At 61.0% G+C, this 22,821-nt stretch carries 24 protein-coding genes; 17 read left to right on the forward strand and 7 right to left on the reverse strand.

What is annotated here, in order from left to right; all coding sequences use genetic code 11:
* Positions 1–46: 46 nt before the first annotated feature.
* The 10 genes from hisC to hisE are packed head-to-tail and all read left to right on the forward strand — an operon-like array spanning position 47 to position 7,439.
* Entirely contained in the window at positions 47–1,102 is a 1,056-nt protein-coding gene (gene hisC, locus WMO45_RS07460; protein WP_349139953.1) for a histidinol-phosphate transaminase, read from the forward strand.
* Entirely contained in the window at positions 1,099–1,686 is a 588-nt protein-coding gene (gene hisB / locus WMO45_RS07465) for an imidazoleglycerol-phosphate dehydratase HisB (protein ID WP_349139954.1), read from the forward strand. Before hisC ends, hisB begins: the two co-directional genes overlap by 4 nt.
* Position 1,687: 1 nt before the next feature.
* On the forward strand, positions 1,688–2,764 hold the full coding sequence (locus WMO45_RS07470) for an ATP phosphoribosyltransferase regulatory subunit (protein ID WP_349139955.1): 1,077 nt from the start codon (positions 1,688–1,690) through the stop codon (positions 2,762–2,764).
* The gene (hisG, locus tag WMO45_RS07475) at positions 2,761–3,378 is read left to right on the forward strand and encodes an ATP phosphoribosyltransferase (RefSeq protein WP_349139956.1); all 618 of its coding nucleotides are present in this window, start codon (positions 2,761–2,763) and stop codon (positions 3,376–3,378) included. The genes WMO45_RS07470 and hisG overlap by 4 nt, the downstream gene beginning before the upstream one ends.
* Positions 3,379–3,386: 8 nt before the next feature.
* A complete protein-coding gene (gene hisD / locus WMO45_RS07480; RefSeq protein ID WP_349139957.1) occupies positions 3,387–4,670 on the forward strand; it encodes a histidinol dehydrogenase in 1,284 nt (427 codons plus the stop codon).
* The gene (gene hisH / locus WMO45_RS07485; RefSeq protein WP_349139958.1) at positions 4,667–5,287 is read left to right on the forward strand and encodes an imidazole glycerol phosphate synthase subunit HisH; all 621 of its coding nucleotides are present in this window, start codon (positions 4,667–4,669) and stop codon (positions 5,285–5,287) included. The genes hisD and hisH overlap by 4 nt, the downstream gene beginning before the upstream one ends.
* A 6-nt stretch (positions 5,288–5,293) precedes the next feature.
* Positions 5,294–6,007, forward strand: a complete 714-nt coding sequence (hisA, locus tag WMO45_RS07490; protein WP_349139959.1) for a 1-(5-phosphoribosyl)-5-[(5-phosphoribosylamino)methylideneamino]imidazole-4-carboxamide isomerase — start codon at positions 5,294–5,296, stop codon at positions 6,005–6,007.
* 1 nt (position 6,008) lies between these two features.
* Entirely contained in the window at positions 6,009–6,767 is a 759-nt protein-coding gene (hisF, locus tag WMO45_RS07495; RefSeq protein WP_349139961.1) for an imidazole glycerol phosphate synthase subunit HisF, read from the forward strand.
* Positions 6,764–7,126 (forward strand): phosphoribosyl-AMP cyclohydrolase, encoded by a 363-nt coding sequence (hisI, locus tag WMO45_RS07500; protein WP_349139962.1) that lies wholly within the window; start codon positions 6,764–6,766, stop codon positions 7,124–7,126. Before hisF ends, hisI begins: the two co-directional genes overlap by 4 nt.
* Positions 7,104–7,439 (forward strand): phosphoribosyl-ATP diphosphatase, encoded by a 336-nt coding sequence (gene hisE, locus WMO45_RS07505; RefSeq protein ID WP_349139963.1) that lies wholly within the window; start codon positions 7,104–7,106, stop codon positions 7,437–7,439. Before hisI ends, hisE begins: the two co-directional genes overlap by 23 nt.
* A gap of 45 nt (positions 7,440–7,484) precedes the next feature.
* Here the strand turns inward: hisE and WMO45_RS07510 are convergent, their stop codons facing one another.
* The 5 genes from WMO45_RS07510 to WMO45_RS07530 all read right to left on the reverse strand — a co-directional run bounded on the left by WMO45_RS07510 (position 7,485) and on the right by WMO45_RS07530 (position 13,271).
* Positions 7,485–8,840, reverse strand: a complete 1,356-nt coding sequence (locus WMO45_RS07510) for an MATE family efflux transporter (RefSeq protein WP_349139965.1) — start codon at positions 8,838–8,840, stop codon at positions 7,485–7,487.
* 113 nt (positions 8,841–8,953) lie between these two features.
* A complete protein-coding gene (gene vanT / locus WMO45_RS07515) occupies positions 8,954–11,062 on the reverse strand; it encodes a serine racemase VanT catalytic subunit (RefSeq protein ID WP_349139966.1) in 2,109 nt (702 codons plus the stop codon).
* Entirely contained in the window at positions 11,059–11,790 is a 732-nt protein-coding gene (locus WMO45_RS07520) for a M15 family metallopeptidase (RefSeq protein ID WP_349139967.1), read from the reverse strand. Before WMO45_RS07520 ends, vanT begins: the two co-directional genes overlap by 4 nt.
* Positions 11,787–12,839 (reverse strand): D-alanine--D-serine ligase VanG, encoded by a 1,053-nt coding sequence (gene vanG / locus WMO45_RS07525; RefSeq protein WP_349139969.1) that lies wholly within the window; start codon positions 12,837–12,839, stop codon positions 11,787–11,789. Before vanG ends, WMO45_RS07520 begins: the two co-directional genes overlap by 4 nt.
* 159 nt (positions 12,840–12,998) lie before the next feature.
* A complete protein-coding gene (locus WMO45_RS07530) occupies positions 12,999–13,271 on the reverse strand; it encodes a hypothetical protein (protein ID WP_349139970.1) in 273 nt (90 codons plus the stop codon).
* 159 nt (positions 13,272–13,430) lie between these two features.
* Between WMO45_RS07530 and WMO45_RS07535 the strand changes: the two genes are divergently transcribed.
* The 3 genes from WMO45_RS07535 to rbr are packed head-to-tail and all read left to right on the forward strand — an operon-like array spanning position 13,431 to position 14,815.
* A complete protein-coding gene (locus WMO45_RS07535) occupies positions 13,431–13,814 on the forward strand; it encodes a Fur family transcriptional regulator (RefSeq protein ID WP_349139971.1) in 384 nt (127 codons plus the stop codon).
* Between the two features lie 41 nt (positions 13,815–13,855).
* The gene (locus WMO45_RS07540; protein ID WP_349139973.1) at positions 13,856–14,245 is read left to right on the forward strand and encodes a desulfoferrodoxin family protein; all 390 of its coding nucleotides are present in this window, start codon (positions 13,856–13,858) and stop codon (positions 14,243–14,245) included.
* 36 nt (positions 14,246–14,281) lie between these two features.
* Positions 14,282–14,815 carry a rubrerythrin gene (gene rbr, locus WMO45_RS07545; protein ID WP_349139975.1) on the forward strand — a complete coding sequence of 178 codons (534 nt, stop codon included), beginning with the start codon at positions 14,282–14,284 and terminating at the stop codon, positions 14,813–14,815.
* A gap of 44 nt (positions 14,816–14,859) precedes the next feature.
* Here rbr and WMO45_RS07550 read toward each other — a convergent pair whose 3' ends face one another.
* Positions 14,860–16,119, reverse strand: a complete 1,260-nt coding sequence (locus WMO45_RS07550; protein ID WP_349139976.1) for a sensor histidine kinase — start codon at positions 16,117–16,119, stop codon at positions 14,860–14,862.
* Positions 16,116–16,793: a response regulator transcription factor gene (locus tag WMO45_RS07555; RefSeq protein ID WP_349139977.1), complete on the reverse strand. Its 678-nt coding sequence runs from the start codon at positions 16,791–16,793 to the stop codon at positions 16,116–16,118. Before WMO45_RS07555 ends, WMO45_RS07550 begins: the two co-directional genes overlap by 4 nt.
* A 186-nt stretch (positions 16,794–16,979) precedes the next feature.
* On the opposite strand from WMO45_RS07555, the gene WMO45_RS07560 reads away from it, so the two are divergent.
* The 4 genes from WMO45_RS07560 to WMO45_RS07575 are packed head-to-tail and all read left to right on the forward strand — an operon-like array spanning position 16,980 to position 22,797.
* Positions 16,980–18,815, forward strand: coding sequence for an efflux RND transporter periplasmic adaptor subunit (locus tag WMO45_RS07560; RefSeq protein WP_349139978.1), 1,836 nt, complete (start codon positions 16,980–16,982; stop codon positions 18,813–18,815).
* 13 nt (positions 18,816–18,828) lie between these two features.
* Complete coding sequence (locus tag WMO45_RS07565) at positions 18,829–19,560, forward strand: ABC transporter ATP-binding protein (RefSeq protein WP_349139979.1); 732 nt, start codon at positions 18,829–18,831, stop codon at positions 19,558–19,560.
* A 59-nt stretch (positions 19,561–19,619) separates the two neighbouring features.
* On the forward strand, positions 19,620–20,738 hold the full coding sequence (locus WMO45_RS07570) for an ABC transporter permease (RefSeq protein WP_349140008.1): 1,119 nt from the start codon (positions 19,620–19,622) through the stop codon (positions 20,736–20,738).
* 16 nt (positions 20,739–20,754) lie between these two features.
* On the forward strand, positions 20,755–22,797 hold the full coding sequence (locus WMO45_RS07575) for an S-layer homology domain-containing protein (RefSeq protein WP_349139980.1): 2,043 nt from the start codon (positions 20,755–20,757) through the stop codon (positions 22,795–22,797).
* Positions 22,798–22,821: the final 24 nt, after the last annotated feature.

Genomic DNA, 22,821 nt, shown 5'->3' on the forward strand with positions numbered 1-22,821 from the left:
TTACGCTAATACTTTAGCGAATTAGCGAACGAATGGAGATGCCGTTATGTCGGACTACCTGAGCGGGAGCCTGCGGAGGCTGCGACCCTATACGCCGGGGGAGCAGCCCCAGGACCGGACTTATATTAAACTCAACACCAACGAGTCCCCCTATCCGCCCTCTCCCGGCGTGCTGGACGCATTGAACCGGCAGGAGGCGGCCGACCTGCGGCTGTATTCCGACCCGGAGGCGGGAGAACTTAAGGCGGCTCTGGCGGCCCGGTACGGGGTGGGGCTGGAGAACGTATTTGTCTCCAACGGTTCGGACGAGGCACTGAATTTTGCATTCCTGGCCTATGCCACCGACGGCCGGGGGGTGGCCTTTGCCGATATCACCTATGGCTTTTACCCGGTCTTTGCCGGACTGTACGATATTCCGGTACATACGGTGCCTCTGCGGGAGGACTTCCGCCTGGCGGTGGAGGACTACCTGGGGCTGCACCAGACGGTGGTCATTGCCAACCCCAACGCCCCCACGGGCCTGGCGCTCACCCGTGCGGAGGTGGAGCAGGTGGTGCAAGGCAATCCGGACGCCGTGGTGGTCATTGACGAGGCCTATGTGGACTTTGGCGGGGAGAGTGCGGTGGAGCTGACGGGGCGCTACCCCAATCTGCTGGTGGTGCAGACCTTTTCCAAGTCCCGCTCCCTGGCGGGGGCCCGGCTGGGGTACGCCATCGGCCCGGCGGAGCTCATCGCCGATCTGGAGCGGATCAAGTATGCCACCAATCCATACAACGTCAACCGTCTGACCCTGCGGGCGGGGACCCAGGCCCTGGCAGACCGGGCGTATTTTGAAGAAAACTGCCGCCAAATCATGCAGACCCGGGCCTACACCGCTCGGCGGCTGGAGGAGCTGGGCTTCTCCTGCACCGACTCCAGGGCCAACTTCCTTTTTGCCCGCCATCCGCACCTGAGCGGGCAGGCCGTCTATCAGGGCCTGAAGGAGCGGGGCGTGCTGGTACGGCACTTTGACGGGGCGCGCATCGTGGACTACAACCGCATCACGGTGGGCACCCGGGACCAGATGGAGATACTTCTGCAACGACTGGAGGAACTGCTATGAGAACGGCGCAGGTGGCGCGCAGGACCAATGAGACCGATATTAACCTCACCCTCAACCTGGACGGGCGGGGGGAGAGCTCCATAGACAGCGGCGTGGGCTTTCTGGACCACATGCTGACCCTGCTGGCCCGCCACGGGCGGATGGACCTGCAGCTGGTCTGCCGCGGGGATACCAATGTGGACGACCACCACAGTGTGGAGGACATCGGCATCGCCCTGGGCACGGCGGTGGCGCAGGCCCTTGGGGAGAAGCGGGGAGTACGCCGCTACGCCTCCCTCTGCCTGCCCATGGACGAGGCGCTGATCCTGTGCGCGGTGGACCTGTCCGGGCGGGGAGGCTGTTACGGGGAGTTGGAGATCCCCACCCAGAAGATCGGCAGCTTTGACACCGAGCTGGTGTGGGAATTCATGACGGCCTTTGCCGTCCACGCGGGGGTGACCCTCCACCTGCGCAGGCTCAGCGGACGCAATTCCCACCACATCGTGGAGGGTGCCTTTAAGGCTCTGGGCCGCGTTCTGCGGGAGGCGGCCGGGATAGAGCCGCAGTTCCGGGATGAGATCCCGTCCACCAAGGGGGTGCTTTGAGATGCTGGAGGCAAGACTCAACCAGCTGTATGAACAGTACGGATACCGGAAATTCCGCATGTCCAAGTTTGAGGAATACGACCTGTATGCCCAGAACAAGGATTTCCTGAAGCGGGGGCATATCATCACCTTCACCGACGCCGACGGTTCCCTCAAGGCTCTGCGGCCGGACGTCACCCTGTCCATCATCAAGAACAACAGCGGAGACGGGGAGAAGGTCTACTACAACGAGAACGTCTACCGTGAGGTGGGCGGCACCTTCCGGGAGATCCTCCAGGTAGGGGTGGAGTCGGTGGGGCAGATCGATCCCTATGCCCAGGCGGAGGTCATTGCCCTGGCGGCCCGGTCGCTGGCCTGCTTTTCTCCCACCTATGTGCTGGCCCTGTCGGATGTAAGCTTTGTGGCCTGCCTGCTGGACCAGCTGGAGCTGTCCGGTGCCGTGCGGGAGCAGGTGTTGGCCCTCATCGCCCAGAAGAATGCCCCCGGCATCCAGGCCATGGCCCAGGCGGGGGTGCTCTCCCAGCGGGCGGCGGAGGAGCTTTTGGAGCTGATGGACCTCTATGCCCCCCTGAAGGAGGGCATTGCCCGGGCCGGGCGGCTGGCGGGAGCCAGCGCCGGCTGGGACACCCTGCGGCAGCTCTCTCTGACCGCTGCCATCTTGGACCGCTTCGGGCTGGCCGGACAGGTGCGGCTGGATTTCTCCCTGGTCAACAGCATGGATTACTACAACGGCGTGATTTTCCAGGGCTTTCTGCCTGATGTCCCCGCGTCGGTGCTCTCCGGCGGGCGGTATGACAACCTGCCCCGGAAGATGGGCCGGCAGGTCGGGGCCATCGGGTTTGCCCTGTCCATGGGCCTGCTGGAGCAGCACATGGGGGGCGAGCGGCGGTATGACGCGGACCTGCTGCTTACCTACGGGCCGGACGCCGACCTGGCCGAGCTGGCCGCCTTTGCCGAGGCCATCCGGGCGGGCGGGCGCACCGTCCGCTGTGAGCGGGAGGGAAGCGGCTCTCAGCTCCGCTGCCGGACCCAAGCCCGGTATGGAAACGGAATGACGCTGGAGGAGGTGCCGGTATGATCAACGTAGCGCTGCCCAAAGGGCGGCTGGGAGAGAAGGCCTATGAGACGCTGGCCGCCGCCGGTTACGATTGTCCCGCCATTTTGGAAAAGAACCGGAAGCTGACCTTTGAAAACGCCGCCAATGGGGTGCGCTATTTCTGGGTAAAGCCCTCGGATGTGAGCATCTATGTGGAGCGGGGGGCGGCCGACGTGGGCATCGCGGGCAAGGACATCCTGCTGGAGTACAGCCCCGATGTGTATGAGCTGCTGGACCTGAAGATCGGCGCCTGCCGCATGTGCGTGGCCGGGCCGGAGGATTTTTATGACGAGACAGACCGTACGCTGCGGGTGGCCACCAAGTTCCCGCATATCGCTGCGGGGTACTATGAGTCCAAATCCCGGGACATCGATATCATCCACCTCAACGGTTCCATTGAGCTGGCCCCCATTCTGGGGCTGTCGGACGTCATCGTGGACATCGTGGAGACGGGCAAAACCCTGGCGGAGAACCATCTGGCTCCGCTGGAGACCATCGTGGACATCAGTGCCCGGCTGATCAGCAATAAGGTAAGTTATCAATTCAAGTACCAGGAGATCCTGCGTATGCGCCAGGCCCTGGAGCGGAATCTGTGAGGCGTTTTATGATCAAGATCTATGAGATGAGTCAGATCCAGGACCAGGAGATCTTCCTGCGCAGCGACGCGGTGCAGGATGTGTCCCGGCCGGTGTCTGAGATCCTTCAGGCGGTCCGGGCGGAGGGAGACCGGGCCCTGCTGGAGTATACCAAGCGCTTTGACAAGGCGGAGCTCACCTCCCTGGCCGTGAGCGGGGCGGAGCTGGAGCGGGCCATGGAGCAGGTGGAGCCGGCCTTCCTGGCCGTGCTGCGGGAGGCGGCGGAGAACATCCGGGCCTACCACGCCAAGCAGAAGCGAGAGAGCTTCTGGATGGAGGAGAAACAGGGGGTCATCCTGGGCCAGAAGGTCCTGCCCCTGGCCCGGGTGGGCATTTATGTCCCCGGCGGCACGGCCGCCTACCCCTCCACAGTGCTGATGAACGCCATTCCCGCCCAGATCGCTGGGGTGGAGGAGATCATTATGGTGACCCCGCCCTCCGCCAACGGGGAAGTGAACCCCCACATCCTGGCCGCGGCGGGGATCGCCGGAGTGACCCGGATTTTCAAGGTGGGGGGCGCCCAGGCCATCGGCGCGCTTGCCTACGGCACTGAGAGCATCCCCCGGGTGGATAAGATCGTGGGACCGGGCAACGCCTACGTAGCGGAGGCCAAGCGTCAGGTCTTCGGCCAGGTGAACATCGACATGATCGCCGGGCCGTCCGAGGTGCTGGTGCTGGCCGACGGCAAGTCCAACCCGGCCTGGGTGGCGGCCGATCTGCTCAGCCAGGCGGAGCACGACCGGATGGCCTCCGCCGTGCTGGTCACCGACTCGAGGGAGCTGGCCGGTCAGGTGGCCGAGGAGCTGGAGCGGCAGCTGGCCACCCTCAGCCGGGCGGAGATTGCCCGCGCGTCCATTGAGCACAACGGCAAGATCATCGTGGCCCGGGATCTGGAGGAGGGCATCGCGGTGGCCAACCGCATCGCCCCGGAGCACCTGGAGCTGTGTGTGGACAATCCCTTTGACTACCTGGGCCAGATCCACAACGCCGGCTCCATCTTCCTGGGGCGGTACAATCCGGAGCCCATGGGGGACTACTTTGCCGGGCCCAACCACACCCTGCCCACGTCGGGCACCGCGCGGTTCTACAGCCCCCTGTCGGTGGACGACTTTATCAAGAAGTCCCAGTTCAGCTACTATACCCGCCCGGCGCTGGAGCGGGATTACCGGAAGGTGAGCCTGTTTGCCCGCAAGGAGGGGCTCACCGCCCACGCCCGGGCGGTGGACATCCGGTTTGAGGAGGGGCAGGCATGATCGCCATCATTGACTACGGCGTGGGCAACCTCTTTTCCCTGAAAAGCTCCCTGAAGGCCCTGGGGGAGACGGCGGAGGTCACCCGGGACCGGGCGGTCATCGCCGGGGCCAGCCACATTATATTACCCGGCGTGGGCGCCTTCGGCGACGCGGCGGCCCGCCTGCGGGACACCGGCATGGCGGAGGTAATGCTGGAGCAGGCCGCCGCGGGGAAGCCCATTCTGGGCATCTGTCTGGGGATGCAGCTTTTGTTCCAGTGCTCCTTCGAGTATGGGGAGCACGCCGGGCTGGGCCTCATCCAGGGGGAGGTGCGGGCCATCCGTCCGGTGATCCCGGAGGGATTGGATGTTCCCCATATGGGGTGGAACGCCCTGCATTTTCCCGCCGGACAGCCCCGCAGCCCCATTTTCTCCGGCATCGACGAAGGGGCCCACGTCTACTTTGTCCACTCCTACGCGGGCTTTGACTGCGCCGGGCAGCGCACCGCCTGGGCGGAGTACGGCGCGGAGCTGACGGCGGCGGTACAGAACGAAAACGTATATGGCACCCAGTTCCACCCGGAGAAAAGCGGGGAAACGGGCCTGGCCATTTTGAAGGCATTTTGCGCATTGGAGTGAGAGAAGATGATTTTATTACCGGCCATTGACCTGTACGGTGGAAAGGTGGTCCGCCTGACCCGGGGCGACTATGAACAGATGACGGTTTACCGGGACGACCCGGTGGCCCAGGCCCGAGCGTTTGAGGACGCCGGCGCCCGGTGGCTGCACACCGTGGATCTGGAAGGAGCCCGGGACGGAACTACCCCGAACTTCGGCGCGGTGGCCGCCTTCTGCCGGGACACGGGCCTGCAGGTGGAGGTAGGCGGCGGCATCCGCAGTCTGGATACCATTGGCCGCTATCTGGACGCGGGGGTGGCCCGGGTCATCCTGGGCACCCGGGCGGTGACCGATCTGGAGTTTCTCCGGGCGGCGCTGGAGCGCTATGGCCGGCAGGTGGCGGTGGGGGTGGACCTGAAGGACGGAGCCATCGCCATCCACGGCTGGCAGGAGACCACCGGACAGAGCGTACAGGCGTTTTTCCAGAGCCTGTGCGAGTTGGGTGTAAAGACGGTCATCTGTACCGATGTCTCCCGGGACGGGATGCTGGGCGGGACCAACGTGGAGCTCTACCGCGCGCTGAGCGACCAGTTCCCGCTGGAACTCATCGCCTCGGGCGGCGTGTCCGGCCTGGAGGATCTGCGCCAGCTGAAGGCGCTGGGGTTGTACGGCGCTATACTAGGTAAAGCCCTCTATACCGGCGCGCTGGATCTGTCGGCCGCGCTGGAGGAGGTGGGCTGATATGGTGACAAAGCGTATCATCCCCTGCCTGGACATCAAGGATGGCCGGGTGGTGAAGGGGGTCAATTTCCTGGATCTGCAGGACGTGTCCGACCCAGTGAGACTGGCTGAATATTACTCTCGTTCCGGCGCGGACGAGCTGGTCTTTTACGATATCACCGCCTCGTTTGAAGGGCGCCGGCTTTTTACCGATATCCTGACGGCGGTGGCCGCCACCATTTTTATTCCCCTGACCGTGGGGGGCGGTATCCGGGGCCTGGAGGACTTTGAGCGGGTGCTCGCCTGCGGAGCGGATAAGGTCTCGGTTAACTCCGGGGCCATCCGGCGTCCGGAGCTCATCGGCGAGGCGGCCAAGCGCTACGGCGATCAGTGTGTGGTCCTGTCGGTGGACGCCAAGCGGGTAGACGGGCGCTATCACGTCTTTTTGGACGGCGGCCGTGTGGACACGGGGCTGGACGCGTTGGAGTGGATCCGCCGGGGAGTGGACCAGGGTGCCGGCGAGGTGGTGGTCAACTCCATCGACACCGACGGGGTGAAAAACGGCTTTGATCTGGAGATGCTGCAGGCCGTGAGCCAGGTGGTCCGGGTGCCGGTGGTGGCCTCGGGCGGCGCGGGAGGCATCCAGGACTTTGTGGATCTGTTCCAAGCGCTGCCGGAGTTGTCCGCCGGACTGGCGGCCAGCATCTTCCACTTCGGGACGGTGACCATCCCGGAACTGAAGCAAGAACTGGCACGGAATGGAGTGTGTGTGCGGCTGTGATCGATCTGGAGAGCTTGAAATTTGACGAGCGGGGGCTTATCCCTGCCATTGTACAGGATGCCCGGACGGGGAAGGTGCTCACCCTGGCCTATATGAACCGGCAGTCTCTGGCCATCTCCCTGGAGCGGAAGCTGACCTGCTTCTGGTCCCGCTCCCGGCAGGAGCTGTGGCTGAAGGGGGACACCAGCGGCAATTATCAGCACATTGTGGAGCTGCGGGCCGACTGTGACCGGGATGCTCTGTTGGTGCGGGTGCTCAAGGACGGGCCCGCCTGTCACCTGGGTAGCGATTCCTGTTTTGACGGAAATCCGATCTATGAAAGGGAGGAGAACGGAGATGGAAGCACAATTCAGCTATGAGGGGCTCTATCAGCTGCTGGAGGAGCGCAACCGCCAGCGGCCGGCGGGCTCGTACACCACCTACCTCTTTGAGAAGGGACTGGACAAGATCCTCAAAAAGGTAGGCGAGGAGTCCACCGAGGTCATCATCGCGGCCAAGGACCAGGACCGGAAGGAGACCATTTATGAGATCGCGGATCTGGCCTACCACGTGTTGGTGCTCATGGTGGATATGGGCATCACGCTGGAGGATGTGAAGGCCGAGCTGGCCAGCCGCCATGTCATCGACCACAAGGTCAAGCAGGAGAAGATGGCCTCCGACCACGACCAGTAATGAAAAATCCCCGTACAGGCATTGCCCGTACGGGGATTTTTAGATTCAGAGGGTGTGTTCTTCCTCCATGGCTGGGAAATGGAGCCTGCGCAGGCACAGCAGGAACAGCAGGGAGCTGATGCTCCACGTGATGGGGTAGGCCCAGTAAACCACGTGGATATCGGGAATGAGGCGGACGGTGATGGTGATGTAGGTGATGCGCAGCACACACCAGACCGAGAGCATAATGGTCATGGGGACGATAGGCCGCCCCATGCCCCGCAGGATGCCGGCGCAGCAGTGGGAGAAGGCCAGCAGGCAGTAAAACAGCGCCACGGTCCGGGCGTCGGCTACGCCGAAGGCGAGCACCTCCGGCTCACTGTTGAAGGCGGAGATCAGCACCGGGGCCAGGGCAAAGATGATGAGCCCGATGCCCTCGGCCAGAAGGGGACTGCACAGAAGGCCGAACCGCATGCCCTCCCGTACCCGGTCATAGCGCTTGGCACCGATGTTCTGGCTGACAAAGGTGGACAGAGCCAGGGCAAAGCAGGTGACAGGGAGAAAGGCAAAGCCCTCCACCTTGCTGTAGGCCCCGCACCCGGCCATGGCCGAGGAGCCGAAGGCGTTGATGTTGGCCTGCACAATGACGTTGGCCAGGGAGATCACCGAACTCTGAACCCCGGAGGGAACGCCCAGGGTGATCACCTGGCGGAACATATCCCCATCAAAGCGTACCCGCCGCCAGCAGACCCGATAGCTGTGCCGGGTCAAAGTGAGCTTGCGGAAGGCCAGGAAGGCACTGACGGCCTGGCTGATGATGGTGGCCAGGGCTGCACTGGCGATTCCCCAGTGGAAAACCGCCACGAACAGCAGGTCCAGCACCACGTTGACCACGGAGGAGAAGATCAGGTACTTCATGGGGCTGCGGCTGTCTCCCACGGACTGGAGGATGCTGGCTCCCATGTTGTAGAGCACCACCGCACTGGAGCCCAGGAAATAGACCCGGAAGTAGAGGATGGAGTTTTCGATCACGTCGGCGGGGGTGCCGATCCAGCGCAGGATCTGAGGGGTGAGCAGCACGCCCACCACCGTCAGTACCACGCCGGAGACCAGACCCAGGGCCACGGTGGTGTGGACCGCCCGTTCCAGATTTTTCTCGTCCCCCGCGCCGAAGAACCGGGCAATGAGTACTCCAGCGCCCAGAGAGACGCCGTTGATAAAGCCGATGAGCAGTAGGATCAGGCTGCCCGAGGAGCCTACGGCGGCCAGGGCGGAGCTGCCGATAAAATTGCCGACGATCAGGGAGTCTACGGCGTTATAGAGCTGTTGGAACAGGTTGCTCAGAAAGATGGGCAGGGCGAAGAGGAGCATTTTCCGCGGGACGCTGCCCTCCGTCAGGCGGTTTTGGTCGGACCGGTCCATGGGAGATCACTACACTTTCTGAATAGGTATCCGGGACCGTTTCCGGCCCCGGATACCTCTTTTTTCCTTATGATAGCACGAAATGCCCCGGGGCACAAGCCCGGGGCATTTTTTCAGGGCAGGAGGATTCGCTCCAGGCGGGGGCCCAGTCTTGAGAGCAGTTCGTTGGCGATGGTGCCGGCGTCCCGGGCAGCTTGGGCTGCGGTGAGCTCCGCATCGCCGTCCCGTCCGATGAGGGTGGCGATGTCCCCTGGGCGGACGTCGGGCACCTCGGTCACGTCGACCAGCATCTGATCCATACAGATGAGCCCGGCCACGGGAAACGGTTTTCCGTGCAGCAGGACCTGGCCCACACCATGGGACAGGCAGCGGGGCCAGCCGTCGGCGTAGCCGATGGCCAGTACGGCCACACGGCAGGGGCGGACAGCAGTAAAATCCCCGTCATAGCCCGCTGTCTCTCCGGGACACAGCGCACGTACCTGTACCACCCGGGCCCGCAGAGCGAGCACCGGGTGCAGGGGAAGAGACAGACGGGGGTGGTCACCGGGAGCGCTGAGGCAGCCATACAGGGCGATGCCCAGGCGCACATAGGCACAGGTCACCTCCGGGTAGTTGAGCAGCCCATAGCTGCTCTGTACGTGAAGCGCACCCGGGTCGAATCCGGCGCAGCGCAGCCGTTCGGTGGCCGTCCGGAAACAGGCAAGCTGTTTTTCGGTGGCATGTTCTCCCTCCAGGGTCCGCTGCCCGGCCCGGGCCAGGTGGGTGAAGGTTCCGGTCACCTTCAGATTTTGACAGGCATAAATACTTGCCAGTGATGCTGCGTCGTCCCAGGGAATGCCCAGCCGGTGCATACCGGTGTCCAGCTTGAGGTGGACCTGCAGGCGGCGGCCGCAGCCGTCCAGCAGCCGGGCATGTTCGGCGCTGACCACGGTCTGGGTCAGGCGGCAGCGGGCCAGCAGAGGGACCAGCTCCGGGCCGGAATAGCCCAGTACCAGAATGGTGCCGCGGATGCCGGCCCGCCGCAGCTGTGCGCCCTCCTGGGCAGTGGCCACGGCAAAGGCATCCACACCCTCCGCCGCGCACAGCCGGGCGATCTCCACTGCGCCGTGGCCATAGGCATTGGCCTTCACCACAGCCATCAGGGTGCAGCCAGCAGGCAGCCGGTCCCGCAGGACGGCCAGATTGTGCTGCAAGGCTCCGGCGTCCAACTCGATCCAGGCCCGGCTGCGGGCTGAGGTAGAAGGCCTTCGTCGCAGCAGGACAAAGGGGAGCGCCAGCAGGGCGGACAGCCCCACTACAGCCGCGTAGTGAACCAGACTCTGGTCCACCAACAGCGCGGTTTGTCCGGACATTTTGGCAAAGCCACGCACCAGCAGGATGCACATGGGGTGGAGGATGTATATCGCGCCGCTCCAGGCGCGCAGACCGGGTCGGGGCGGCAGCTCCAGCGTACGCAGGCCCTGAAGCAGGGCGTACAGACAGGGGGGCAGTGCCAGATAAAAAGCGTCAAAACGCGCAAGGTTAAAATACTTTACAGTAAGTCCCTCCACGATCAGTGCGGTCAGTCCAAGCCCAAAGCCGATCCAGCAGCGCTGCCGACCGTGCCTTGGCGGGTTTTGTCCGGCCCGGTCCCCCAGTAGGAGGAAGAGCGGTGCGAAGAAGAGCCCGTTGCGGGTGTAGTCAAAGCACTGGAACAGGGCTTCATACAGCCGGTGCAGGGGCGGTATGGCCTGGGTGAGGCCGTAATAGCTGTCCCCCAGCAGGCCGAAGAGATAGAGAGCGGCGCACAGAACGGCGGTGCCCCGCCGTCCCAGATACCGGAGCGACAGGCAGACCAGAAGCGTGCCCAGCAGCAGAGCGGGGAAGTACCACAGGTGGTAGAAGGGGCCGTCAAAGATCAGCTCCCGGGGCAGACTGGTCCAGGAGAAGGTGTGGTTATAAATTTTTACCGGATAGTACAGACAAGCGGAAATACTGTACAGGATCAGGATTTTTTTCAGGAAGGGCAGCAGCGCGGCCATACCCTGCTGTTGAACTCTGGGCAGAAGGAACCAGCCGCTGACGGCAAAGAAGAAGGGCACGGCCAGTCGGGCCAGAATGTCGGTGAGCAGATAGTTGGCCGCGGGACTGATGCTGAGCAGAGGCCCGGTGTGGATGGCGATGACCAGCAGCGCTGCCGGTACCCGGAAATCGTCCAGGCCGCCCAGACGGGTAGAAGTCATCCTGCATCCCTCCACAGAGTAAGCACCCTTCCGCCGTCATTGGTGTCGGAACACTGGCAGAGAGACATACCGGGATGAGGCTGCTCGGTCTGCGGAGTGACGCTGGGAGGGAGGTAGCAGACCTCGAAGGCGCGTCCCAGACCGCGGTAGTGCAGATGGGGGCCGTCCAACGGAAATGTGCGCAGCCACTGCAGGTATTCCTCCAGGACCATCCCGTGTTCCTCCATAATGCGGGCGTGGGGCCAGCCCACATAGCGGAAGTGCCATGGCTCGTAGCCGATGCCGGTGATGGTCTCCTTGCCCTTTGGATAACGAAGTATAAAGCCAAAATCTGCGGCACGCCGCCGGAACGCGCCGCAGGGTCCGTCCGTCGGGAAGGAGGGGCAGATGGGGTCCAGCTCAGGTATGTTTTCCCCCAGGTCGATGGCCAGACCTGTCTGGTGCTCGCTGCACCCGGGCCGGGCCACATAGGTCCGGGTAAAAACTGCGCCGTGCTCAGCCATGGATTGCTCCCAGAGCTGCTGCTGCTCGGCACGGGGGCGATAGCCGCTGACCGGACGGATGACGGAGGTGGCGCCGACATGGTGCAGCAGCTGTTCCAGCATGACTTTGGCTCGGACGTGCAGACGGATCTCCGGCCAGCGGGAGTCGGCGGGGACCAGAAGGTCCTCAGCCGGTTCCCAGTCTAGCGGGTGGTGCTCGTTGACCAGAAACAGCGTGCCGTTCATACGTCCACCACCGATCCGATGAGCTTGTCCAACAAGGGGGTAAAATCCAGACCGATGCCCTTCATCATGTTGGGATAGCGGCTGTGGCCGGTGAAGCCGGGGATAGTGTTGACCTCGTTGAACACCACCCGGCCATCCGGGGTCAGAAACAGATCGACCCGGGCAAAACCGGAACATTCCAGCGCCCGATAGACCTTGACGGCGGTCTGCTGGATGCGCCGGGCCGTTTCCGGGGAAATGCGGGCCGGCATGTGGATGCGGGAGGTGATGAGATTGTACTTTTCCGTATAGTCGAAAAAGCCCTGGGTCAGTTCGATCTCATCTACCTGACCTACGGTGACTTCACGCTCTCCCAGAACGGCACAGCCTACCTCAAAGCCGGGGATCGCCTGTTCCACGATCACCTTGCTGTCGTGTTCCAGCGCGGCAGCCACTGCGGCCGGTACAGCCTCGGCGGATTCTACCCGGCTGACGCCAAAGGAGGAGCCGGCACGGGCGGGTTTTACAAAGCAGGGAAAGGTCAGTTTGCGGATCCGTTCGGGCAGCAGGCCCAGGTCCTCGCCCGCCCGGAAGAGGACAGAGGGGGGGACCTCCACTCCCGCTTCCGCAGCCAGGCGGTGGGCCACGTCTTTATCCATGCAGACGGCGGAGGCCAGCACGCCGCAGCCCACCACCGGGATGCCCGCCAGTTCCAGCAGCCCCTGAAGGGTGCCGTCCTCCCCGTTTTTACCATGGAGCACGGGAAAGGCGGCGTCCAGCCGCAGGGTGGAGGGACCAGCCGGAGCGATGAGGAGCAGCCCGTGGACGCCGCGATCCGGCGAGATAAGAGCCGGTACCGTGTGCTTGGCATCCTGGTGCCAGGTATCATCCAGCAGAGCATCCACCGGGCCGGTGTAAAGAAGCCAGCGCCCCTGTTGTGTGATGCCAAGCAGAACAATATCGTATTTGTCCCGGTCCAGGTGCGTAATGACCGCATAGGCAGACTGAAGTGATACAGAATATTCGCTGGAGCAGCCGCCGAAAAGGACAGCCAGAGTGGGTTTATTCATGTACATATGCCTCCCGTTTTTTCTTTGATGTTATTATAACGAGAGGATAGCATACGTTTTTGACATCCAACGGTCCAAACCCTTACGATATTCTAAATCACTTCTTACAAAAAGAGGATAAAAATGCGGCGCGGGACTATTCCGCGCCGCATTTTTCCGTTATTGGACCGCCTGTTTGACACCGTTGCCGATGTCCCGGGCGGCGTCTTTGGCTCCGTCCACTGCATCCCGGGCCGCATCACCGACGCCGTCGGCGATGTCCCGAGCCGCGTCACCCGCGTCCTGCATCGCATTGCCTGCCGATCCGGTCATGGATGAAGTAGAGGTAGGCGTGGGGGTGTGGGTGGCGTCGGGTCCCACATTAGGGGTACATCCAGCCAGCGCAATGGTAAGCGCAGCAGCAGAGAGAGCAAGTAAAAGGGTCCGTTTCATGTCTGATCCTCCCTAAAATCTCAAGTAGTTCCCCGTGAGTAGTATGCACGCTCAAGAAAAATTTACGACAGGAAAAAAAGGGTTGCATAAAGGAAAAAGAGATGCTATAATAACGATAACAGTAATGGTTACTGATTTTATTTAGAAAAGAGGTGCCCTATGAATGGCAAACGCTACTCCCGGCAGCGGGAACTGATCTATGAAGCGCTGAAAGGGAGTCGGGAGCATCCCACTGCGGAGATGATCTATCAATGGCTCAAACCTTCCAATCCGAATTTGAGTTTGGGCACCGTATATCGGAATTTAAAGCTGCTGGCGGATGAGGGAGTGATTGTCCGCATGGCATTTCCGGTGGAACGGTATGATGCCAATACGATGCCGCACTCCCATTTCCGGTGCGAGGAGTGCGGTGCGGTCTACGATCTGGAGATACCTTATGATATGACCGTGGATGAGGCGGCCGCTCAAGTCAGCGGGCACAAGATCGCTGGGCATGAGACCATTTTTCACGGCAGTTGCAGGAAATGCCGGGCGGCGGGCTGAGCCCTGCCCGGGAAAATGAAATTAGAAAGGAAGTCATCGGAATGGAATTCAAGTTGTATCGTTGTGCCCATTGTGGAAACATTGTATTCAAAGTGGTGGACAAGGGAGTCCCGGTGATGTGCTGTGGCCAGAAGATGGAAGAGCTGACGGCCAACACCACCGACGGTGCGCTGGAGAAGCACGTTCCCGTGGTGGAGCGTACCCCCCACGGAAGCGGCGCGTCTATCACCGTAAAGGTAGGCAGCGTGGAACATCCCATGCTTCCTGAGCACTATATTCCCCTGATCGCCGCGGTACACGGCGACACCGTTGTGATGAAATTCCCCAAGCCCGGCGATAAGCCGGAGCTCAAGACTTTCTGCTATGGCGATGAGCCGGTAGAGGCCTATGAGCTGTGCAATCTGCATGGCTTTTGGAAGGGAAACGAATAAGACAGTATTTTAATTTAGAAAGGAAGGAAATGACGCATGGAACTGAAAGGCAGCAAGACGGAGGCCAATCTTTGGAAGGCATTTGCAGGCGAGAGCATGGCTCGCAACAAGTATACCTATTTTGCCAGCAAGGCCAAGAAGGAAGGCTATGAGCAGATCGCGGCCATTTTTGAGGAGACGGCCGGCAACGAGAAGGAGCACGCCAAGCTGTGGTTCAAGGAGCTGGGCGGCATCGGCGATACCATGGCCAATTTGAAGTCTGCCGCGGCCGGTGAAAACGAAGAGTGGACCCAGATGTACAAGGAGATGGCCGAGACCGCCCGTGAAGAGGGTTTTGAGAAACTGGCCTTCCTTTTTGAAGGCGTGGGCAAGATTGAGAAAGAGCATGAGGAGCGTTACCTGACCCTTCTGAAGAACCTGGAGGAGGGCGTGGTGTTCAAGCGCGGAGACGAGTACATGTGGAAGTGCCGCAACTGTGGCCACATCCACTTTGGCAAGGAAGCGCCCCAGGTGTGCCCTGTGTGCGCCCATCCGCAGGCCTATTTTGAGCTGCGCAGCATCAATTATTGAGTTTATGAAAACAAGGGGACCGGCATATGCCGGTCCCCTTGTTTTTATTTTATAGGTAGCAGGACAGTGAAGGTGGTTCCCGTCTCCGCTGTGCTGGTCACAGAGATTTTTCCACGGTGGCCGTCTACGATGCTCTTGGCGATGGCAAGTCCCAGCCCATATCCACCGCGGGTACGATCCCGGGCGGCGTCCGCCCGATAGAACCGTTCAAACAGATGGGGCAGATGCTCTGGAGGAATGGGGTCACCGGTGTTGTGTACGCTCAGGCGCAGGCGTTCCTGATGGTTCTCCAGTTCCAGACGGACAGCACCGCCCGGGCCGGCATATTTGACCGCGTTGTCCAGCAAAATCATCACCAGGCGGCGCAGCTGACCCTCATCCCCACGCAGGGTAAGGTCGGGGGCGATTTCACTTTCCAGTGTGATGCCGGACTCGAAGGCGACTGATTCAAAGAGAAGCAGACAACCCAGTACCAGCTCGCTCATGGAGAGTGGACAAGGGACGATGGTGCGGTTGGTGTGGTCGGATTTGGCCAGAAATAGCAGATCGTCCACCAGCCCCTTCATCTGTACGGCCTCCTCATGGGTATATTCCAGCCATTTGAGTTGAGAGGCCACGGTATCCTCCTTGTGGGAGAGGACGATGCCGGTGTTGGCCAGGATCACCGTGAGAGGGGTCTTGAGCTCGTGGGAAGCGTCGGCCACGAACTGCCGCTGCTGCTGCCATGCGCGCTCTGTTGGACGCAGAGCCAGTGAAGAGAGAAACAGGCTGAGGAAGAAGAACAATACCATGGCAAGGCTCCATACGCCCAGAGAGGTGATCGCCAGTGTGCGCAGCGAATTGGTCTCCCAACTGCGATCGGCAAAGGCGATGCGTACCGTGCCGTCGGGCAGCAGCTGTTTGAGAAAACGCAGGCTGGGACTTGAGAGGGTCCCGCTGTCCGTTCCCAGGTCGAGCACGTCCTGGGCGGCCTGCGCGGCGGTCTCATCGGATACATCCACCTGGCCGCCGTCGTTGATGTGGGTGACCACCCCGTCTTCCACGGTAACCACGAAAACCGGGACCATGGAGAAGAACTGCTCTCGGTGGCCCGGGTTCCGCCGCTCCGGCGGCGGATCATCAATGGCAAAGCGGGGGGGATCCTCGTTGTCCGGCCGGGCCAGCGCCATGCGCATGGAGGCGTCGCTCTCACCCGCCAGACGTCTGGCATTGGCCGCCAGCAGCAGCCCGAACACGATCAGCAGGACCAGTCCCACCAGCAGCAGATTGATGAGGATGAATTTGCGCCGCAGCGTCCGAATCATGAGTTGGGTACCTCCAGATGGTAGCCAACCTTTCGGACGGTCTGAATGGTGACAGAGGAGTCCAGAAACACCAGTTTTTTGCGCAGGAAGGAGATGTATACCTCTACATTATTGTCCTCTGCATCGGACTCCAGTCCCCAGACCCGGGCGATAATGTCTTCTTTTGGGATCACGGCGCGGGGAGAAGCCATGAGCAGGCGCAGGACATCGAACTCCTTAAATCCCAGACGTACCGAGCGCCCCTGACAGCGCAGGGTGTGAGAGGAAAGTTCCAGCGTCAGGTCTCCGGCGGTAAGTTCTTCGCTGATGACCTCTCCCTGACGGCGGGTCAGGGCCCGTACCCGGGCCAGCAGCTCGCCCATGTCGAAAGGTTTTGTCATATAGTCGTCGGCACCGTGGTCCAGACCGGCGATTTTGTCCGGGACCTCATCCCGGGCGGTGAGCATCAGGATCGGAGTGGAGACGTGAGCGCAGCGCAGCCTCCGGGCTACTTCAAAACCGTCTACCTTAGGCAGCATTACATCCAGCAGAATCACATCATATTGGCCGGTCAGGCCATAATCCAAACCGTCAGCCCCGTCAAAAACCAGGTCGGCCTGATAACGCTGTTCCTTCATGATCTGCCCCAGCGCTTCGGCCAGACGGCACTCGTCCTCCACGATCAGTACGCGCATGGAGTCATCACCTCTTTTTGGTTAGGATACAAAATGATCCTGAAATCAGTCTGAAAAAAGTATAGAGGAATGCCGTAGGTGTGTCAATGCACGGCTGTTTACAATTCGTTTGAAACCTTTTCAGATTGATTTCAGGTTAAAGCGCTATACTGTCCCCCGATATGGAAATGGAACGGGAGGATGCGTATGCAGCTCACACTGGGAAAAAGAAAGCAGGCTCAGCCTCAGCCGGAGAAGGAACCGGCGCAATTTCGCCCCAAGAAAAAGTTCCCCGTCCGGCGGGTAGTGGCCATAGTGGTGGTGGCAGCGCTGGCAGTGGGGGCCGGTTTTGGCGTGCGGGTGCTGTTTTTCAGCGAGGAGGAGCAGGTAGCCCTGACCGAACAGACGACATATGGGACCCTGTCTACCACCATTGAGGGCACCGGCACCACCATGCCCGCCGACAGTGTGACATACACCACGGCCTCCGACGCGGAGATCACCGAGGTATATGTCTCTGCCGGTGACACGGTGGAAGTGGGAGATCTGCTCTATACACAGGATGACTCGGAACTGGATGAGCAGATCGAGACTTATCAGGATGAGATCACGGAGCTGACCAATCAGCTCTCCGACTACCAGGACCAGCTCTCCGAGCTGAATGAAAGCCTGGCCCAGTTGAGTGTAACAGCGCCGTTTTCCGGACGCATCACCGAGATTGCGGTGGATGTGGGGGACAACGTGGCGGCGGGCAGTAAGCTGGCTCGCCTGGTGGATGACAGCAAGATGACCTTGACGGAATATTTCAGCTATGCCTATGAAGATCAGGTTTATGTGGGTATGCAGGCCGGTGTGTCCATTGCCAGCCTGATGAAGACGTTTGAGGGCACGGTCGTTGACATCCAGAAAGTGGACCGGGTCACCACGGAGGGGACCCGCTGTTTTGCCGTGACCATGGAACTGGAGAATCCGGGCGCCCTGTCTGAGGGAATGAGCGGCGCCGGATATCTGGTGGCCGACTCGGGCGAGAAGATTTATCCGGCGGTGGAGGGTACCCTGGAGTGCTACGCCAGCCAGGACCTGACGGCGGAAGTGAGCGGTGAACTCACCGCTGTACACGCGGTGGATTATGAGCAGGTGAGTGCGGGAGCGGTCCTGTTTACCGTGGATGGGTCGGACTATCAAAAGCAGGTGGAAACGGTGAACCGCCAGATCACCCAAACCCAGGAAAAAATTACCCAAACCCAGGAGAAGATCACAGAGACGGAGGAAAAACGCTCGGACTACACGGTCACGGCTGAGATCTCCGGCAAGATCATCATGGTAGGGGTGAAGGCGGGGGAGACGCCCCGGGATGCCGGACAGACGGCGGTGACGCTGTATAACCTGGATTCCATGACCATTACAGCCAACATCGACGAGTTGGATATCGACAGCATTCAGATGGGGATGGAAGTGGACATCATTCAGTCGGGGGCGGAAGAGGACACCCACTACACCGGAACCGTCACCGAGATCAGCTATGAAGCGACCAACTCCAACGGCGTAGCCTATTTCCCCATCACCATCACCATTCCCAGCGGCGGAGCGCTGTCCGCCGGTGTCAATGTGTCTTACGCCATTACGGTGGGCGATGCTTCGGAGGGGGTGCTGGCCCCTATCAGCGCGCTGAAGAGTACCAGCGAGGGCACCTGCCTGTTTGTGAAGTCGGATACCCGGCCGGAGAACGCTGTAGATCTGGAGGACGGGACCGTGCCGGAGGGCTTCTACGCCGTGCCGGTAGAGGTGGGCGAATCCAATAGCCGGTATGTACGCATTCTCTCCGGCGTGGACGAGGGGGCAGAGGTCTTTACCCGTTATCAGCAGGCCGCGCCAAGCGGCGGGGACACGACCAGCCAGGGAGAAGAGGGTGATACCTCCGGTTTCCCGGGCGGCGGTATGCCGGACTTTGGCAGCGGTGAGCGGCCCAGCTTCGGCGGCGGAAGCGGCGGCGGTATGCCGGGTGGCGGCATGGGCGGCATGGGCGGCGGCCCCATGGGCTAAAGGAGGAACACGCATGAGCTTGATCCAATTAAAAGATGTCTACAAGATTTACGCTGAGGGGCAGGAGAATCAGGTCAATGCCCTGGACGGTGTGTCTCTGGAGATTAACAAAGGGGAGTTCGTGGCGATCATCGGCACCTCCGGCTCGGGTAAATCCACCATGATGAACATCCTGGGCTGTCTGGACGTACCGACTCGGGGAGACTATTTTCTGGATGGAATCTCCATCCGGGAGCGCACCCAGCGGGAGTTGTCTGAAATCCGTTCCCGCCAGATTGCCTTTATCTTTCAGGGGTATAACCTGATTCCGTCGCTGAATGTCTGGCAGAACGTGGCCCTGCCCATGCTCTATCAGAAGGTACCTCTGGCCCAGCGGAAGGCACGGGCCATGGAGGCACTGGAGAAGGTGGATATTGCATCCAAAGCGGAAAATCGCCCCACACAGCTCTCCGGTGGCCAGCAGCAGCGGGTGGCCATAGCCCGGGCCATGGCCGCACGTTCCCCCATCCTGATGGCGGATGAACCCACCGGAGCGTTGGACTCCAAGACCGGCGCCCAAGTGCTGGAACTGATGCGCCAACTCAATGCGGAAGGAACCACCGTCATCCTCATTACTCACGATAACGGCATTGCAGCCCAGGCGGACCGCCGGGTACAGGTCAAGGATGGCCACATCGTCCACGATACCCTGTGGGACGGTGTGTGTGTGGACTGGAGCGCCCGGACGGCGCGGGTGGCGCAATGAATGCGCTTATCATGGCACTGGATTCCATTTGGGAGAAAAAAGGACGTTCCTTTTTGACGATGCTGGGTATCATCATCGGCGTAACGGCGGTTCTGGTGTTGGTGGCGCTGGTCTCAGGCTATAACGCGGACATAACGGCCTATTATGAAAAGCTGGGCGTCAATAAGGTCAATGTCACGGTAAGCTGGTATGATACCAGCCGGGCCGTAGACGTGATGGAGGAACTCTACACCTATGGCAATGAGGAGCTGGGGGAGCAGGTGGAGGGGGTCAGTCCGGACCTGTCCACCAGCCTGCCTGTGAAATACCGTACCACGACTCTGGACAGCAGCACGCTTTATCTGGGCAGCGACCAGTTTGCCGTGTGCAACAATTATACACTGGAGGACGGAAGAGATATCACGGCCTTTGATATTGAGCAGCGCAACCGTGTATGTGTGCTGGGCTCCTATGTGGCCGACAGCCTTTTTCAGTACTCTGACCCCATTGGTGAGACCGTGTATTTCGGCGGCGAACCGTTTACCGTGGTGGGGACCTATTACCAGAAGGACGGCGGTGAGGAGGGTTCCATGGACGACATGGCGGTGGTGCCCTACAGCATGGACCGGACCCTTCTTACGACCAATTATCTGACCTCCTTTACCGTCAAAGTTGGAACATCCAACGATATGGACGCTGTAATGACGCAGCTGGACGCGTTTCTTGCAGAGCTTATTGATTCCAGTGTGGGAGACTATGAACTGGAAAACGGCAATGCATCCATGACGGAGAGTACGGAAGAAATGACCTCCATGAGCGTGGTGCTGGGTGGTATCGCGGGCATCGCCCTGCTGGTAGGCGGCATCGGCATCATGAATATCATGCTGGTCACAGTGACCGAGCGTACCCGGGAGATCGGCATCAAAAAGTCCATCGGTGCCCCGCGGCGGGAGATCGTGGGACAATTCCTGGTGGAGGCGGCCATCCTCAGCGCACTGGGGGGCGTGATCGGCATTCTGCTGGGCTTCCTGCTCTCCCTGATCCTGGGAAAGGCCATGTACGACCTGATCCTGTTCCCCAATGCGATCGTTACGGTAGGGGCGTTTGCCTTCTCTGTTTTGATCGGCATCATATTTGGAATTTATCCGGCTGCCAAGGCATCCGGCCTGCAGCCGGTGGACGCCCTGAGAGCGGACTGAGCAAGGAGGAAGTGAAATGAAGCATCGCATTTTGATGTCAGCCCTGGCGGTCGGATTATGCCTGGGGCTGACGGGGCTGTCCACCCCCGGGGCGCTGGCCTTTTCCGACGTGGCAGACAGCACGGTGTCCGAGGCCGTGGAGGTACTGGCCGGGCTGGATGTGGTATCGGGCTATTCCGACGGTGGTTATCACCCCAATGACGCGCTGACCCGGGCGCAGTTCTGCAAGCTGGCCATTTTGATGGAGGGGCACGGCAGTCAAGTGACGAACAGTGCCTACCGTACCCTGTTCTCCGACGTGCCCGGTTCCAACTGGGCCGCGCCTTACATCAACCTGGCCTATGAAGAGGGACTGGTGGCCGGCTACGGAGACGGCACCTTCGGTCCGGACGACGCCGTCACCACCGGCCAGGCGGTCACCATCGCTTTGCATCTGTTGGGTTATACCAATGAGGAGATCGGCCCCTTCTGGCCGGAGGACTATATGGAAAAAGGTGCGGCGCTTGGCCTTCTGGACGGCATCTCCAAGACTGCTGACCAGACGCTGAACCGGGGAGAAGCGGCGCTGTTGCTCTATCACATGCTGGACCAGACCACCAGCACGGGGCAGGAGTATCTGGACCAGCTGTGCGCTTCCAAGCTGGAGGGCGTGGTGGTGCTGGACAATGCCGCCGAGGCGGAGGACGGGACTCTCAACACCCTGGAGGTCTATACGGCCCAAGGCTTGAGCTATTATGAACAAAGCAATGTGGTCCCGGAAGCGCTGGTGGGACGGAAGGGTACGGTTCTGCTGGATCAGGCGGGCAAAGTGACCGGCTTTGTCCCCGACGAGACCGTCTCCCGACAGATCCAGCTCTCTGAGGTGGAGGCGGATGGCATTACGGATGCATCTGGGTACACCTATAGCGTTTCCAGTGGGAGCGCGGTGCTGCTGGACGGAAATGTGAGCACCTACGGCACATGCTGGTATGAGCTGGAGGGCCGCACCAGCGTGACGCTGTACTACAGCGCTTCCGGCAGTGTGGAACTGATAGTGGCAACGGATGCGGTGGCGTATGAAGGCGTGACGCTGACGGGATACTATGAGAATGCTTCGCCCAACACGACCTCTCCCCAGAGCATTACATTGCTGGGCATCGATCTGGATGTGGCCGAAGATACCCAGACAGGACTGAGCTCCCTTGCCGTAGGGGATCGGATCACCGTGACACTCAACGGCGCGGGAGAGGTGATCTCTGCCTGCCCTGCCTCTCAGAAACAGGTGGAGCAGTACGGCGTACTGGAGAACGGCAGTGTCCGGCTGACCTGTGGACTGACCGCACAAGGAGAGATATCCAGCGGCAGCGCCAAGGTGGGAGATCTGGTCAAGGTCTCCTCCAGCGGGATCGGAGAACTGTCGGTCTCCGCCGTGTCGGGGGGCAGCAGCTATCAGCTCAAAGTGCCGCAGAGGACGTTGGGTACCATCCCGCTGTCGGACGATTTGGTCCTCTATGAGCGGGTGGGAGCCAGCCCGGTAACTGAGATCGAATGGGACGATCTGCTGGTGGATACTGTTCCGGCAGCCTCCATTGATTTCTATGCCACCAATGACAGCGGAGAGGTCTGTCTGCTGCTGCTGGACGATGTAACGGGGAATGCCTATACGTATGGGGTTCTGACATCGGGTGAAGTAAACAGCGGCGAAAGCGGCATGAGCTATAGCAATCTGACCGTCTCTGTGGAGAACGGGGACGGCACCAGCCAGGCTTATATTACCGGTACCTCCGTCAAAGACGATACGGTGGGCGGCGTAGCGGCCACATCGGAAGGCAAGACGGCTGGAATCGTTGTTCTGGAGTCGGCGGAGGGGATCGCCCGCTCGGCATTTGACGGGACCGAGGCGGTGGTGGTGGATGGCATCCGGGTACCGGTCAGCGATGAAGTGCAGGTCTATAATGCCAATACCCAGCGCTGGACGACGCTCTCGGAAGCCAAAGCCTATGCAGATACCTTCACGGTCTACTACAGCGGAACTCTGGGGGAGGACGCGGTGGTACGCGTGGTTGTTACGCAGTCCTGAACGGGAAAAAGCCCGCATGCTTTG

The sequence above is a fragment of the Flavonifractor hominis genome (genome assembly GCF_040095835.1).
Taxonomy (GTDB): Bacteria; Bacillota; Clostridia; order Oscillospirales; family Oscillospiraceae; genus Flavonifractor; species Flavonifractor hominis.